The 14,660-nt window shown below is 77.2% G+C and carries 15 protein-coding genes; 9 read left to right on the top strand and 6 right to left on the bottom strand.

What is annotated here, in order from left to right; genetic code table 11:
- Nucleotides 1-221 precede the first annotated feature (221 nt).
- Together SJY06_RS04495 and SJY06_RS04490 are read right to left on the bottom strand one after the other, a co-directional pair.
- Nucleotides 222-1,646, bottom strand: coding sequence for a DUF2252 domain-containing protein (locus SJY06_RS04495; protein WP_380165048.1), 1,425 nt, complete (start codon nt 1,644-1,646; stop codon nt 222-224).
- Nucleotides 1,643-3,271: an alpha-amylase family glycosyl hydrolase gene (locus tag SJY06_RS04490; protein WP_380165046.1), complete on the bottom strand. Its 1,629-nt coding sequence runs from the start codon at nt 3,269-3,271 to the stop codon at nt 1,643-1,645. The genes SJY06_RS04495 and SJY06_RS04490 overlap by 4 nt, the downstream gene beginning before the upstream one ends.
- A 54-nt stretch (nt 3,272-3,325) precedes the next feature.
- On the opposite strand from SJY06_RS04490, the gene SJY06_RS04485 reads away from it, so the two are divergent.
- The 4 genes from SJY06_RS04485 to SJY06_RS04470 all read left to right on the top strand — a co-directional run bounded on the left by SJY06_RS04485 (nt 3,326) and on the right by SJY06_RS04470 (nt 6,578).
- Entirely contained in the window at nt 3,326-3,850 is a 525-nt protein-coding gene (locus SJY06_RS04485; RefSeq protein WP_380165044.1) for a metallophosphoesterase family protein, read from the top strand.
- A gap of 93 nt (nt 3,851-3,943) precedes the next feature.
- Nucleotides 3,944-4,966, top strand: coding sequence for a hypothetical protein (locus SJY06_RS04480; protein ID WP_380165042.1), 1,023 nt, complete (start codon nt 3,944-3,946; stop codon nt 4,964-4,966).
- A complete protein-coding gene (locus SJY06_RS04475; RefSeq protein ID WP_380165040.1) occupies nt 4,963-5,877 on the top strand; it encodes a universal stress protein in 915 nt (304 codons plus the stop codon). Before SJY06_RS04480 ends, SJY06_RS04475 begins: the two co-directional genes overlap by 4 nt.
- Before the next feature lie 68 nt (nt 5,878-5,945).
- On the top strand, nt 5,946-6,578 hold the full coding sequence (locus SJY06_RS04470; protein WP_380165038.1) for a hypothetical protein: 633 nt from the start codon (nt 5,946-5,948) through the stop codon (nt 6,576-6,578).
- Here the strand turns inward: SJY06_RS04470 and SJY06_RS04465 are convergent.
- Nucleotides 6,548-7,018, bottom strand: coding sequence for a Fur family transcriptional regulator (locus tag SJY06_RS04465; RefSeq protein WP_380165036.1), 471 nt, complete (start codon nt 7,016-7,018; stop codon nt 6,548-6,550). The genes SJY06_RS04470 and SJY06_RS04465 overlap by 31 nt on opposite strands.
- A 110-nt stretch (nt 7,019-7,128) precedes the next feature.
- Between SJY06_RS04465 and SJY06_RS04460 the strand changes: the two genes are divergently transcribed.
- From SJY06_RS04460 to SJY06_RS04440, 5 genes are read left to right on the top strand one after another with little or no spacing between them, the layout of a single operon-like run.
- A complete protein-coding gene (locus tag SJY06_RS04460; protein ID WP_380165034.1) occupies nt 7,129-8,802 on the top strand; it encodes an ABC transporter substrate-binding protein in 1,674 nt (557 codons plus the stop codon).
- Nucleotides 8,799-9,794, top strand: a complete 996-nt coding sequence (locus SJY06_RS04455) for an ABC transporter permease (RefSeq protein ID WP_380165032.1) — start codon at nt 8,799-8,801, stop codon at nt 9,792-9,794. The genes SJY06_RS04460 and SJY06_RS04455 overlap by 4 nt, the downstream gene beginning before the upstream one ends.
- Nucleotides 9,787-10,635: an ABC transporter permease gene (locus tag SJY06_RS04450; RefSeq protein WP_380165029.1), complete on the top strand. Its 849-nt coding sequence runs from the start codon at nt 9,787-9,789 to the stop codon at nt 10,633-10,635. Before SJY06_RS04455 ends, SJY06_RS04450 begins: the two co-directional genes overlap by 8 nt.
- Nucleotides 10,636-10,694: 59 nt before the next feature.
- Nucleotides 10,695-11,708 carry an oligopeptide/dipeptide ABC transporter ATP-binding protein gene (locus tag SJY06_RS04445; RefSeq protein WP_380165027.1) on the top strand — a complete coding sequence of 338 codons (1,014 nt, stop codon included), beginning with the start codon at nt 10,695-10,697 and terminating at the stop codon, nt 11,706-11,708.
- Entirely contained in the window at nt 11,705-12,391 is a 687-nt protein-coding gene (locus SJY06_RS04440) for an ABC transporter ATP-binding protein (protein ID WP_380165025.1), read from the top strand. Before SJY06_RS04445 ends, SJY06_RS04440 begins: the two co-directional genes overlap by 4 nt.
- Here SJY06_RS04440 and SJY06_RS04435 read toward each other — a convergent pair.
- The 3 genes from SJY06_RS04435 to SJY06_RS04425 form a co-directional block, all read right to left on the bottom strand.
- Nucleotides 12,373-13,092, bottom strand: coding sequence for a copper resistance protein CopC (locus SJY06_RS04435; RefSeq protein ID WP_380165023.1), 720 nt, complete (start codon nt 13,090-13,092; stop codon nt 12,373-12,375). The genes SJY06_RS04440 and SJY06_RS04435 overlap by 19 nt on opposite strands.
- A 108-nt stretch (nt 13,093-13,200) precedes the next feature.
- Nucleotides 13,201-14,013 carry a DsbA family protein gene (locus SJY06_RS04430; RefSeq protein ID WP_380165021.1) on the bottom strand — a complete coding sequence of 271 codons (813 nt, stop codon included), beginning with the start codon at nt 14,011-14,013 and terminating at the stop codon, nt 13,201-13,203.
- 97 nt (nt 14,014-14,110) lie between these two features.
- Complete coding sequence (locus tag SJY06_RS04425) at nt 14,111-14,647, bottom strand: hypothetical protein (RefSeq protein WP_380165019.1); 537 nt, start codon at nt 14,645-14,647, stop codon at nt 14,111-14,113.
- Nucleotides 14,648-14,660 lie beyond the last annotated feature (13 nt).

The following is a 14,660-nucleotide window of genomic DNA, read 5'->3' as shown; positions in this document are numbered from 1 at the left end:
CCGCATGCGATCGACCACGACGAGGATCAAGACGTTGTCGACCGGACCTGGCCCGCATGCGATCGACCACGACGAGGATCAAGACGTTGTCGACCGGACCTGGCCTGCAGGCGGTCGACGACGGCAAGGATCAAGACGTTGTCGATCGACGCCCGCCCTCAGGCCGGTGCGCAAGGCGGCCAGGCGGCGCGGGCGGCCGGGCCCGAAGGCGGGCGGGTGGGTCAGACGCCGGGGTCGCAGGGGAGGCGGCCGGTGCGGACGGCCTCGGTGACGGCGGCATGGTCGGCCTCGACCTGGTCGGCGTAGGCCACGGACCACCGGGTGACCGCGTCGTCGAAGGCCTCGGAGCGGCCCAGGTAGGCCGCGACCACCGGGCAGGCGGGGCTCTGGGCGTGGGCCCGGGCCAGCAGGGTGCCGCACAGCCCGGCGTAGGCCTCGAACAGCGACGCGGGCAGGTGCCGGGTGTCGATCGAGCCCTTCATGTCGCGCAGCTGCCGCCAGTAGAAGTCCAGCGCCCGACCGCCCGGCGCCTCGTCGGCGCTCAGCCCGGACCAGCCCAGGAACGGGTCGGACTGGGCCTGCAGGACGCGCTGGGCGGCGACCACCCGGCGCCCGTCGCGGCCGACGCCGGGGGCGCTGCGCCCGATCGGCAGGTCGTAGGGCTGGCCGCCGTAGGTGGCCAGCACCGACGGCTGGGCCTGCTTGACCTGCAGGAACAGCGGCTCGTCGGCCGGGCCCTGGCACAGGACCAGCAGGCAGCGGGTGCCGACCGAGCCGACGCCCACCACCCGCAGCACGTGGTCGACCGGGTGCAGCTGGGTCAGCAGCAGCTGCACGTCCTCGCGGGTGGTGCGCCGGTAGCGCAGGAAGCTCTCGGCCACGTCCTCGTCGCTGACGGCGGGCAGCCGGCGGGTCAGCGGCGGGTCCTCCCGGATCCGGGTGCGGCCGTGGTCGTCGACGGTGCCGAGCCGGCCGAGCACCTGCTCCGACGTGCGGCGCCGGGCCCGGGCGGCCTGCGCGCGCAGCAGCCGACGGCCGTCGCCGCGGGCCCGCTCGACCAGCCAGTCCGCCTCGACCCGGAACCAGAACCGCTCGACGACGCTGCGCCGGGCCAGGGTCCGCAGGATCTCGCGGTACGTGCGCACGGCCGTGCGGGCCGACTCCCGGGCCACGGCCTCGGGCAGGCCGGCGTCGCGGGCGCCGACGACGACGCTCGCGGCCAGCCGCTTGACGTCCCACTCCCACGGCGCCGTCCAGGCCTCGTCGAAGTCGTTGAGGTCGAACAGCAGCCGCCGCTCCGGCGAGGCGAACAGGCCGAAGTTGGCCACGTGGGCGTCACCGCAGGCCACCACCCGGCGGCCCGTGTCCGGACCGGCGGCGAGGTCGTGGGCCATGACCGCGGCGCTGCCCCGGTACAGCGCGAACGGCGACTCCAGCATCCGCCCGATCCGCACGCCCACCAGGTCGGGCAGCCGGTCGGCGTTCTGCTGCTCCAGCACGGCCACCGGGTCCCGCTCGGGCAGCCGCAGGTCGCCGTGCTCGGAGCGACGCAGCGTCCCCCGCAGCGCCCGGCCGAGGGTCGCGCCGTCCCGGCCGGCGGCGTCACCCCGGCTCGTCGCGGGCGCGCCGCGGCCCGGCGCGGTCACGAGCCCAGCTCCCAGACGCCGTGGCCGAAGCCGTCGACCCGCACCGTCGTGCCGTCGACCTCGGCCCCCTGGCCCAGCAGCAGCCGCGCGCCCGCCACCGACGCCAGGTCGACCTCGACCGGCTCGCGGGTGGGGTTGAGCGCCACCAGATGGCTGCCGCCGCGGCGGTAGACCAGCGGGTGACCGGTGTGCAGCACCTCGGTGGTCGGGCCGACCCGCAACGCCGGCACCTCGCGCCGCAGCGCCAGCAGCCGGCGGACCAGGTGCAGCAGCGAGCCCTCGTCGCCGCGCTGGGTGGCCACGTCGGGCCGGTCCGGGTCCGGGTCCACGGGCAGGTAGAGCCGGTCGGGCGCGGCGGTGGAGAACCCGGCGCCGGCCGAGCGGTCCCACTGCATCGGGGTGCGGGCCCCGGCCCGGTTGTAGGTGGGGTGGCAGATGCTGCCCTCGACGTCGGGCAGGCCCGGCAGGTACCGCATGCCGATCTCGTCGCCGTAGTAGATCGACGGCACCGTGCCCCAGGTCAGCAGGAACGTGAACACCGCGCCGAGCTCGGCCGCGGTGCGGGGGCCGCTGACCAGCCGCGAGAAGTCGTGGTCGGAGGACGCGAGCAGCATCGGACGGCCGGGGGTCTGCCGCTGGTGCTCGTCCCAGCCGGCCAGGAACAGCTCGAGCGACCCACCGCCGTCGGCGTCGAACCAGCAGTCCGTGGCCGGGTACCAGGGCAGCGTGCCCGCACCGCCGTTGTTCAGCAGCGACGCGTGCATCGGGTGGATGACGAGCGCGAAGTCCGCGTCGTAGGCCAGCGGCTCGCCCGTGCGGGGCTCGTCGCCCTCGGGGATCAGCACCGCGTCGGGGTGGGTGCGGTCGAGCCAGTCCCGGACCTCGCGCCACACCTGCGTCGAGGCGGCCCGGGCCCGCTCGGTGTCGTAGTCCTTGACCAGCGAGAACGCCATGTCGACCCGGAACCCGGCCACACCGCGCGATAGCCAGAAGTCCATGATCTCGACCAGGGCGTCCCGGTTGCGCCGCGGCCCCGGGGCGTCGACGGGGTCCCGCCACGGCTCGTCGTCGGCCGCCAGCCAGCCGAAGTTCAGCGCGGGCTGGGAGTCGTAGAAGTTCTTCAGGTACCAGCCGGGCCGAGGGCCGGGCGAGGGCACCCAGGCCGGGATGCCGGGGGTCTCCTCCTGCCAGCCGCGGGCGGGCTCCTCGGTGCGCCAGACGTACCGGTCGCCCTCGGGCGCGGGCCCGTCGGCGGCCAGCTCGGCCTGGAACCACGGGTGCTCGTCGGAGGTGTGGCCGACGACCAGGTCGAGCAGCACGCGGATGCCGCGCGCCCGGGCCTGCTCCACCAGCTCGACCATGTCGTCGTTGCTGCCGTAGCGGGGGGCGATGCGCAGGTAGTCCGCCACGTCGTAGCCCGCGTCCCGGAACGGCGAGGCGAAGCACGGGTTGAACCAGATCGCGTCGACCCCGAGCCACTGCAGGTGGTCCAGGTGGGCGATGACGCCCCGCAGGTCGCCGACGCCGTCGCCGTCGGAGTCGGCGAAGGACTGCGGGTAGATCTCGTACACGACGGCGTCGTCGAGCCAGCTGGTCCGGGCGGGGGTGGCGGCGGGGTGGGTCATGCGCCTGATCCTCGCGGTATCGCGGCCCCGGCGCACGGACGCCACAGTGGTGGCGTGCGCCTGCTCGTCCTCGCCGACACCCACCTGCCCGCCCGCGCCCGCGACCTGCCGGGACCGGTGTGGGACCAGGTCGACGCGGTCGACGTCGTCGTGCACGCCGGCGACTGGGTGGAACCCGGGCTGCTCGACCGGCTCGAGGAGCGCGCAGCCAGGCTGGTCGGGGTGCACGGCAACAACGACGGGGACGAGCTGCGCCGGCGCCTGCCCGAGGTGGCCCGGGTCGACCTCGCCGGGCTGCGGCTGGCCGTGGTGCACGAGACCGGGGCCGCGACGGGGCGCGAACGACGCTGCGACGAGCGGTTCGGCCCCGGATCGCCGGACCCGGTCGACGTGCTGGTGTTCGGCCACAGCCACATCCCGTGGGACAGCACGACGCCCGGCGGGGTGCGGCTGCTCAACCCGGGCTCACCGACCGACCGACGCCGCCAGCCCCGCTGCACCTACCTGACGGCCACCGTCGGGGCCGGCGGCCTGGCCGACGTCACCCTGCACGCCCTGCCGCTGCGCCGCCCGCGGTAGCGCGCCGCCGGGACCTACGTCCCTGGCCCGGGTCGACGGGTGGGAGCAGGCTCGGTCCGAGGGGGACGTGACGGATCCCGAGGGAGGTGCCTGGTGGACGTGGACCGTGCGGACGTGGTCGCCATGGCGGAGGCGGCGAGGCAGGCACCGTCGGTGCACAACACCCAGCCGTGGCTGCTGCTGGGCCGGCCGGACGGCCTGGTCGTCGCCGTCGACGAGACGCGGGCCCTGCCGGCCCTCGACCCCACGGGGCGGCTGCGGACCATCAGCTGCGGCGCCGCGGTCGCCAACGCCGCGCTGGCCGCGCGGGCCCGGGGGCTGGGCACCCGGGTCCGGCTGCTGCCGGACGGCCCGCGCGGCACCGCGGTGGCCCGGCTGGTGGTGGTCGGCCCGCGGGCCGCGAGCGCGGCCGAGCAGCGCCTCGCGGCACAGATGTCCCGACGCCGCACCCACCGCGCCCTGCGTCCGGACGACCCGGTGCCGACCGCCGTGCTGGTCGAGGTCGGCGAGACCGTGGCCGACGAGGGCGCCGCGCTGACCGTGCTCGACCCGGCCGCCCGGGGGGTGCTGTCGAAGCTGCTCGCGCGGGCGGTCCGGCAGCAGCAGCAGCGCCCCGAGCTGGTGCTGGAGACCCGGGCCTGGCTTCGCGGACCGCAGCGGCCGCACCGTCACGAGGCCGTCGACGGCATGCTGAGGTCCTCGGTCCTGACCGTCCCCCGGGGAGTGGGGGCACCGGTCCTCGACCGCGCTCGCGGGCCCCTGGACCCCCTGCCCCTGGGGCGGACGGTCGTGGCCCTGTCCACGCTGGGCGACACCCGGCGCGACCACGTGGTGGCGGGGATCGCGCTGCAGCGCCTGCTGCTGCACCTGAGCGCCCTCGACCTGGTGGCCACGTACGCGGACCAGGCCACCGAGGTGCCGGGCACCCGGGACCAGGTCTCGGCCCTGCTCGCCCGCCCCGGCCAGGCCCAGCTCGTGCTGCAGCTGGGACGGGCGCTGGTCGACGTGCGCGTGCCGCCCCGGCGCCCGCTGCACGACGTGCTGGACCCACCGGACCGTCCGGCCGCCCCGACCGTCATCGACCTGACCCGCACCCACGAGAGGACGCCATCATGAGCACCGCCGCGATCCGCACCCGCCGTGTCGTCGTCGCCTACGACGGCTCCGAGCCTGCCCGTCACGCCCTGGACGAGGCGGTCCGCCGGGCGGGCCTCCGGGGGCTGCCGCTGGTCGTCGTCACGGCGGCGGAGGCGATGGCCTTCGCCCCCGAGCTGGTCGACGAGCTCGGCGAGACCGCGCAGCTGCACGCCGAGGAGGCCGAGCGCGTGGCCCGCACCACCCTGCCCGCGGAGCACGTGCTGCGCCACGTGGCCTCCGGCTCGGCGGCCGACGTGCTGCTGCACGTGGCCCGGCCCGACGACCTGCTGGTGGTGGGCAGCCGCGGTCACGGCCCGGGCGGACGGCTGCTGCTCGGGTCCACCAGCACGGCGGTGGCGGCGAACGCCCCCTGCCCGGTGCTGGTGGTGCCAGGACCCGGGACCCCCGACGGACCGGTCGTGGTCGGCCTCGACGGCTCACCGGCCGCCGCACGCGTGCTGGGCACCGCCCGCGACGAGGCCGCGGCGCTGGGGGCCACGCTGACGGTCGTCGCGGCGGTCCCGCCCCTGCCCAGCACCGTGGCCGACACCGTGCGGGTGCACGAGGCCGAACGGGCTCGGGCGGACCGCGCCCGGCTCCGGCTGGCCACCATGATCGAGGCCGCCGACGTCGACCGGCTGCCGTCGGTGGACCTGCGGGTGGAGGCCGACACCGCCGCCGACGTCCTGGTCCGCCACGCGCGGGGGGCGCGGTTGCTGGTGGTGGGCACCCGGGGTCACGGGGCGCTGCGACGCCTGCTGCTGGGCTCGGTGAGCCGGGCGGTGCTGCACCACGCGCCCTGCCCGGTTCTCGTCGTCCGACCGGTGCCGGTGGCCGCGCTGGACCTGGGGGCGGACGACCTGGTGCCGGCGCAGTCGGGCACCGGGTGACGCCGCGGCCGGTCACCCGGTGACGGCCGGGGCGCCCGGGCCCTCGCCCCAGCGCTACCGTTGCTGCGATGACGTCGCAGCAGCAGGGCCGGGTCGGACCGGCCGGTGACCTCGCCGGGCCGCCGGCCGTCGAGGTCGAGGTGCTGCTGCTGCGACCGGCCGGGGTCGACGGCCTGGGGTACCGGGTGCTCCGGGCCGCGCTGACCGGCCGGTCCTCGCCCGACGAGGTCGCGACGGCGTCGTACCGGGCCGCCCGGGCTTCCGGGGCCGAGCGGGCCGACGGGGCCGACGGGGCCGACGGGGCCGACGTGCAGGTGCTGCACTCGACGTCGTGGCGGTACGAGCCGGGCCGCGGCGTCGTGCTGACCTACGCCGCCCTGCCCGACCCCGACCCCACCGCGCCCGGCACCACGCTCGTCGACCCGGCGGTGGTGAGCTCCGGCGACCCGCTCCGACCCGCGCCGGACCTGCTCCACGGCCACCACGTGGTCGCCCACGCCGTGCGCCACCTGGCCGAGCTCGCCCGGCGCGACCCCGCGGTCCGGGCCGCCGCGGGCACCGCCGACGAGGCCGGCCGCGAGCTGTGGCGACGGCTGACGGACCTGGCCCCCCGGGTGCCCACCGGCACCCACGAGGACGCGCACGCCGCCGCCCGCGCTGTGGCCCCGGCTCAGCCCGCCGAGCCGTCCTCGCGCGCCTGAGCGGCCCGGCGGCAGTCGCCGCACGTCCCCGACAGCGCCACGTGGGTCGCGTCCAGGTCGAAGTCCGCCTCGTCGTGGACCCGGGCCGCCACGCCGTCGAGCAGGGCGGCCGGCAGGTCGCGCACCGCGCCGCAGCGACGGCACGACGCGTGCAGGTGGGGCGGGCCCGAGCGCAGCAGGTGGTAGGCCGTCGCGCCGTGCCCGACGTGGACGTGCTGCACCACCCCGAGGTCGCTCAGCGCCTCGAGGGTCCGGTAGACGCTGGCCCGGTGCACGGCGGCGTCGAGCCCGGCCACGGCACGCACCACGTCCTCGGCCCCGGCGTGGCCCGACTCGGCGGCCAGCACCCGGATCACCGCGCGCCGCGGCGCCGTCATCCGCTCCCCGCGGGCGTGGAGCAGGCGGGCCACCTCGACCTCGACGTCCGACGGCTCGACCACCGCCCCAGTGTGCCGGGCCCCGACCACCCGACGGCACCGCGACGCCGCCGGTCCGGACCCGGGCAGGGCCACGTGGACTCCCGTCGGCTGGTTCTGCTACTAATGCGACCATGTCGCAACACAGCCTCCACCTCCCCGCCGCGCCCGGCCCGGCGTCGACCGCCCGGCGCCCCGAGGGCCCGCGCGCCGTGGTCCGACCGCTGGTCCTGCCGCTGGCCGGCCTGCTGCTGGCGGGGTGCAGCGCCACCGACCCCGACGCGACGGCGGTCGCCGGCAGTGCTCCCGCCGCGGACGGCGGGATCGTCATCGGGGTGGGCAGCGAGCCCGACCACCTGAACCCGGTCCTGGGCTACGCCCCCGACGGCGCGTCCAGGCTGTTCGACTCCCTGCTGGTGCGCGAGGCCGACCTGTCGTTGGCACCGTCCCTGGCCACCTCGCTGCCCGAGCCGTCGCCGGACGGGCTCACCTGGACCGTCGAGCTGCGCGACGACGTGGTGTTCCACGACGGCGAGCCGCTGACCGCCGAGGACGTGGTGTTCACGTACGAGACCGTCCTGGACCCGGCCGTGGCGAGCCCGCTGGCCGGCGACCTGGCGGCGCTGGCCGAGGTCGTCGCCCTCGACGAGGGCACGGTGGAGTTCCGGCTCGAGCAGCCCTACGCGCCGTTCCCCGGACGGCTGACCCTCGGCATCGTGCCCGAGCACGTCCTCACCGGCACGACCGACTGGGAGGGCGTCGCGTTCAACCGCGAGCCCGTCGGGTCCGGGCCATACCGGCTGACGTCCTGGAGCGCCGGCGACGCCATGGTGCTCGAGGCGAACGAGCAGTACTGGGACGGGGTGCCGGAGGTGTCCCCGGTGACGTTCGCGACCACGACCGACGACCAGGCCCGCGCGGCCCGCATGTCCGCGGGCGAGTTGGACGCCGCCGTGCTGCCGGCCCGACTGGCCGAGCAGTTCGAGGACACCGACGGGCTGCAGGTGCAGCGCCGCGCCACGGCCGACTACCGCGGCGTCATGCTGCCGCAGGAGCACCCGGTCACCGGCGACCTGGCGATCCGCCGCGCGCTGGACCTGGCCGTGGACCGCGAGGCCATGGTGGACGGCGTGCTGGCCGGCGCCGGCGAACCCGCGTACGGCCCGGTGGCCCCGTCGCTGGACGACTACTACTCCCCCGCCGCCGAGCGCAGCCACGACCCGGCCGCGGCCGAGCAGCTGCTCGACGACACGGGCTGGGTGCTCGGCGACGACGGCGTCCGCAGCCGGGACGGGGTGCGGGCGGAGCTGACCGTGATGTACCCGGCCGGCGACACCGTGCGCGAGCAGCTGGCCCTGGCCGTGGCCACCGACGCCCGCGCGGTCGGCGTCGACGTGACGGTGGACGGTCTGTCATGGGAGGCCATCGAGCCGCGGCTGGGCACCGACGCGCTCGTCATGGGCTACGGCAGCCCGTACGACCCGGACTTCATCAGCTACCAGCTGTTCCACTCCTCCTACGCGGGGCAGGGGTTCTTCAACCCCGGCTCCTACGACAACCCCGCCGTCGACGAAGCCCTGGACGACGGCCGCACCGCCGTCGAGGACGCCGAGCGGCAGGAGGCCTACACGCGGCTGCAGACCGAGCTGGCCGCCGACCCGCCGTGGCTGTTCCTCACCTACCTGGAGCACGTCTACGTCGTGTCCGACGGCTGGCAGGGCAGCGACGTGGAGCAGGTCGAGCCGCACGACCACGGCTTCAACGCGGGTCCCTGGTGGAACATCGAGGACTGGTCGCGGCGGGCATGAGGCCCCGCTGGCGGGCGGTCGGCGCGCTCGTCGCCCGCCGCCTGGCCCTGGCCGTCCCCGTGCTGCTCGTGGTGTCGGTCGGGTTGTTCGGGCTGGTCGCGGTGTCGCCCTTCGACCCCGTGCGGGCCTACCTCGGCGACCGGGCGGTGGTCACGTCGCAGGAGACCCGCAGCGCCCTGGCCGAGCGGCTGGGCACCGACGCGGGCTTCGGCGAGCGCTGGGTCACCTGGGTCCAGGCCACGGCGTCCGGCGACCTCGGCACGTCGCTGGTGTTCCGCCAGCCCGTCGCGGACGTGGTGTCCGACCGGCTCGGCTGGTCGCTCCTGCTGTCCGGCACCGGCCTGGGGGTCGGCCTGGTGCTCGCCCTGGTGCTCGCCCTGGTGCTGGGGACCCTGGCCGCGGTCCGGCCCGACGGCCTCCTCGACCGTGTCGTCTCGACCACGGCCGCCACGGTGGAGTCGGTGCCCGCGTTCTTCCTCGGCCTGCTCGCCCTGTGGCTGTTCGCGGTCGTGCTCGGCCTCGCCCCGGCCGGCGGCCTGACCGATCCCGGCCGGCTCGCGACCGCGGAGCAGGTCCTGCGCCACCTGTGGCTGCCCGCCGGGGTCCTCGCGGTGCTGTCGACGCCGTGGCTCGTGCTGTTCGCCCGCCAGTCCCTGCGACAGGCCCTCGCCGAGGACTACGTGGCCGGGGCGCTGGCCCGCGGCGTGAGCCCCCGCCGGGTCGTGCTCACCCACGCCGCCCCGGCGGCCGCGCCGGGGTTCCTGGCCCTGCTCGGGGCGCGGCTGCCCGAGCTGGTGACCGGGGCCGTGCTCATCGAGACGGTCTTCTCGTGGCCCGGGGTGGGCGCCGCGTCGGTGCGGGCGGCGCTGGCGGTGGACGTGTCGCTGCTGGCGGCGCTCACGGTGCTCGGCACCGCGGCGGTCCTGCTCGGGACCCTGCTCGCGGACGCGCTCGCGGCGCTCCTGGACCCCCGGGTGGCCACCGATGGCTGAGCTGACGACGACGACCCGCGACGAGACCGCGCTGGGCTGGGTGCCCGTGGCCGGCCTGGGGCTGCTGGTGGCCGCGGCGGTCCTCGGTCCGGCCCTGGCCGGTGCCGACCCCCGCGACGTCGACCTGTCCGCCGTCCTCGAGCCGCCGTCACGGGAGCACCCGCTAGGCACCGACGCGTCCGGTCGCGACGTGCTGCAGCGGTCGCTGTCCGGTCTGCGCGTGTCGCTGGTCGTCGGCCTGGTCGCCGCCCTGGCCGCGGGCCTGGTCGGGACCGTGGTCGGGGTGCTCGCCGGGACGCTGGGCGGCTGGGTCGACCGCGTGACCATGCGGGTCGTCGACGCGATCGCCGCCGTCCCCCACCTGCTGCTCGGCGTCTTCGTCGTAGCCTTGTTCCGGCCGTCGCTCGGGGCGGTCGTCGCGAGCGTCGCCCTCACGCACTGGGTGTCCACCGCCCGCGTGGTGCGCGCGGTCGTGCTGTCGGTGCGCGAGCGCGACTACGTCGACGCCGCCGTGCTGGCCGGGGCGAGCCGCTGGTCGCTGGCCCGGCGCCACCACGTGCCGGCCGTGGCCCCGCACGCCCTGCTGGCGTGGTCGCTGATGGTGCCGCACGCGATCATGCACGAGTCGGCGCTGAGCTTCCTGGGGCTGGGGCTGCCCCCGCACCTGCCCAGCCTGGGCACGATGATCGCCAGCGGGCAGGGCGCCCTGCTGGCCGGCCAGTGGTGGCCCGCCGTCGTCCCCGGCGCCTTCGTCGTCGCCCTGGGGCTGAGCACGATCGCGGCCACGGGGCGGCTGCGCCGGCGCTGGTCCGTCCGGCCGGCGAGCGAGGAGCGATGGTGAGGGGACTCACGCGACCGACGCGACCGACGCGACCGACGGACCCGACCGGCCGGGCGGTCGTGACCGTCCGGGGCCTGACCGTGACCTTCCCGGGGCTGCCCACCGTGCACGGCGTCGACCTCGACCTGGCCCCGGGCCGGCTGACGGCCGTGGTCGGCGAGAGCGGCGCCGGCAAGTCCGTGGTCGTCGCGGCGCTGCTGGGTCTGCTCCCCCGTTCGGCGCAGGTCAGCGGCAGGATGCGCCTGCCCGACGACGGGGCCGGGGCGCTCGACGTCGACCTCGGCGACCGCACCATCCTGGCCCGGCAGGTCCGCGGTCGGCGGGTGTCGCTGGTGCCGCAGAGCCCCGCGACGTGGATCACGCCCGTCCGGACCCTGGGCTCGCAGCTGCACGAGGCGGCGCGGGCGGTGCGCGACCGCAGCGTCACGCGCCCGGCCGTCGCCGACGCCGTCCGGACCGCCGTCGGAAGGGCCCAGCTGCCGGAGGACCTGCTCGACCGGTACCCGCACGAGGTGTCGGGCGGGCAGCTGCAGCGGGCCGCCCTGGCCCTGGCGCTGGTCGGCGGGGCCCGGGTGCTGCTGGCCGACGAGCCGACCACCGGTCTGGACCCGGGGCTGGCCGGCCTGGCGATGGGGCAGCTGCGCGCCGAGGCCGACGACGGGGCGGCCGTGCTGGTGGTCAGCCACGACCTGGCGGCGGCCGAGCGGGTCGCCGACGAGGTGGTCGTGCTGTACGCCGGCCGCGTGGTGGAGCGGGCCACCACGGCCGCGTTCGTCGGCAGACCGGCGCACCCGTACTCCGCGGGGCTGCTCGACGCGCTGCCCGACCGCGCGTTCCGGTCGGTGCCGGGCGACCCGCCGGCCCCCGGGGAGCAGGTGGGCGGGTGCGCGTTCCGTCCCCGCTGCGCCCACGCGGTGCAGCGCTGCCTGACGGTCCCGGCGTTGGCCGAGGTCGCGCCGACCGCCGAGGTCGCGCCGCTCGCACCCGACCGGACGGACCCGGCCAGGCTCGTGGCCTGCCACCGGCCCTTCGCCGCCGCCCCGGCGGGGACGCCGACGGGGACGGGCTCGTGAGCCTGCGGGTGCGGGGGGTCGACGCCCGCTACGGCCGGGGCCCGCTGGTGCTGCAGGGCGTGGACCTGGACGCGGCCGGCGGCGAGACGGTCGGCGTGTGCGGGCCGAGCGGCTCGGGCAAGAGCACCCTGGCCCGGGTGCTGGCGCTGCTGCACGAACCCGCGGCCGGCACCGTGGCGGTCGACGGGACGGACGCCGTGCGGTGGGGGCTGCGGGCCCCGGCCCGGCTGCGGCGTCGCACCGGGGTGGTGTTCCAGTCACCACGGGCTTCGGTCGACCCGCGCCAGGACCTGCGGGCGGTGGTCGCCGAGCCGCTGCTGCTGGCCCCGCGAGGGGAGCGGGTGCCCGACGTGGCCGCGCGCGTCTCGGAGCTGGCCGCCTCGGTGGGGCTGGCCGAGGCGCTGCTGGACCGGCGGCCGCACCAGGTCAGCGACGGCCAGCTGCAGCGGGCCTGCCTGGCCCGGGCCGTCTCGACCGACCCGGCGGTGCTGGTGTGCGACGAGATGACGGCCATGCTCGACGCCTCCAGCACGGCCCGGCTGGTGGGCGAGGTGCGGTCCTGGCAGGCGCGCAGCGGCGCCGCGGTCGTGGCGGTGTCCCACGACGCGGCGCTGCTGCGACGCTGGGCGGACCGGCTGGTGGTGCTGGACGCCGGCCGCGTCCGTCAGTCCGAGGCGCCCTGACGACGCCGGTAGACGACGACGCCGACGGCGGCCAGCAGGGCGAGCACGACCACGCCCGCCACGGTCACCCAGGTGGGCAGGCCGTCGGAGGTGCCGGCGGTGGTGTCCGCCGCGATGGTCGTGGCCTCCGGCGACGGGGGGCTGGGCGCCGCGCTCGTCGCGGCGGCCTCGGGGGTGGCCTCGGCGACCGGCGCGCTCTCGGCGGCCGGGCTGGGCTCCGGGGTCGGCTCCGCGGCCGGGGACGGCTCGGGGGCGACCGAGGGCTCGGGGGCGTCGAGCACGAACGACGTGGTGTGCTCGACCGGGTGCCCGTCGACGCTCACCACGCGGGCCACGACCTGCCACTCCCCGGACGTGGTCGCCAGGTCGGCCAGGTCGGCCGAGGCGGCCAGGTCGATGAGCACGTCGGTGCCCTCGGCGGCGGACCCGGTGACGATCGGCTCGCCCCCGGGCGGGACCACCGCGGTGTCGACGAACTGCGGGGCGATCTCCTCGTTGTAGGACATCGTGACGACGTCGGGCAGCGCCGTCACGGTCGTGTCCTCCTCCGGGTCGGAGCCCAGGAACCGGGCGTGCGCCGACGCCGGGGCCGCGCCGGCGACCACCGCCACGAGGGCCAGCAGCAGCGTGGCCGCCACCGCCCCCGGCCAGCGGCCGGCCGGTCGGGTCCCTGCGGTGGTCTCGGTCCGTGGTGCGGTCATGCGGCTCTCCCTGCCTCGTGCGGTGCGGTGGTCGGTCCTGCGGGCCCGAGGCCCTCCGGGCTGCGGTCCGGGGTGTGCGGTCTTGGAGGTGCGGTCACGGAGGTGCGGTCACGACCCGGCCGCCTCCGCCACGGCGGCGGCCAGCTGCTCGGGCGTCCGGGCCTCGGTGGGCTCCCCGTCCAGCCACACCGTCGGCGTGCCGCCGACGCCGAGCTCCTGGGCCTGCTGCGTGCTGCGGGCGACCCAGCCGGCGAAGGTGCCGGCGGTGATGCAGTCCGCGGTCTGCTCGCCGGCACCGACCGAGCCGGCCAGCTCGGCCAGCGCCGCGTCGTCCGGGCCGGGGCCGCCCTCGCCGGGCTGCGCGGCGAACAGGGCCGCGACGTAGTCCCGGAACGTGTCGTCGCCGTCGTTCTCGGCCACGCACATGGCCGCGGCCGCCGAGCGCGTCGAGTACTCGGTGCCCGCGCTCAGCCGGTCGAGGATGGCGATGGGCCGGTACTCGACCGTGACGTCACCACCGGCCTCGAGCTCGGCCAGGTAGGCCCCGCTGGTCTCCTCCAGCTGCCGGCAGGCGGGGCACAGGAAGTCCTCGTACAGCGTGAGCAGCACGGGGCCCTCCTCGCCCACGACGACGCCACCGGTCTCGTCCTGGCCCTCGGCCGGGGTACCGGCGAACTCCTGCAGCTGCACGACCTCGGGGTCGTTGCTGGCCAGCTCGGCCTGCTGCCGGGAGGCCAGCACGACGGCGGTGACGGTGACGCCCACCAGGACCGCGACGACGGCGGCGGTCACGGCCAGCACCACGCGGCTGCCACGCCGGGCGTCGCCGACGGGACGGGCGTTGCGCAGCTGCTCGCGCGCGCTGCCAGGTCTGGGCCCGGGGGTACGCGGGTTCGTGGGGTCGGGCTTCTTGCTGCTCATGGTCACCGGTCCTGCTCTGGGGGTCTCGACGGGGGCGGGGGTCCGACGCCGAGGAGTCGACGCGGGACCGGGCGCGCTCCGTCCGCCCGGGTGGGACTCAGGCGGCGAGCGCGAACCCCCGTGGCGGACCACGGGCCGGGTCGGTGCCCGGCGGCGAGCAGGACGGGACCGGGCCCGGCACCCGCGACAGCGTCGGTCCCGCGGGTCGAAGCACGGGACCCGGCACCCGCAGCGGGGTGCGCAGGGCCCAGGCGAGCAGGGTGCGCAGGACGGCCTCGCCCCAGCGGACGGCGAGCACCGTGACCAGCGTGGCCACGGCGTGGGCCGCGACCATGCCCGGGTCCGGGGCGACGGCGTGGTGCTCGGCCGTCCCCGACGTCAGGGCGTGGTGCAGGACCGCCTGGCCCCCGCCGACCACGGCCACCAGGCGCCACACCGGCACCCGGCGCGAGGCGGCGGCGGTGGACAGCACGGCCACCACCAGCAGCGACAGCACGACCGCCTGCCAGGACGGCGCGGCCCCGCCCGCCAGCAGGTGGCCGCCGGCGGCCAGACCGACCACGGTGGCGGCGAGCAGCACGGCACGGCAGGCACCCGCTCCGGTGCCCGTCGTCCGCTGCCGCGTCTGCTGCACCCACCCACGGTAA

The organism is Jannaschia sp. R86511, assembly GCF_042466345.1.
GTDB lineage: Bacteria > Actinomycetota > Actinomycetes > Actinomycetales > JBBAYJ01 > Aquipuribacter.
Note: the sequence above shows the minus strand (reverse complement) of the source record. Positions and strands in the feature narration are given on the sequence as shown.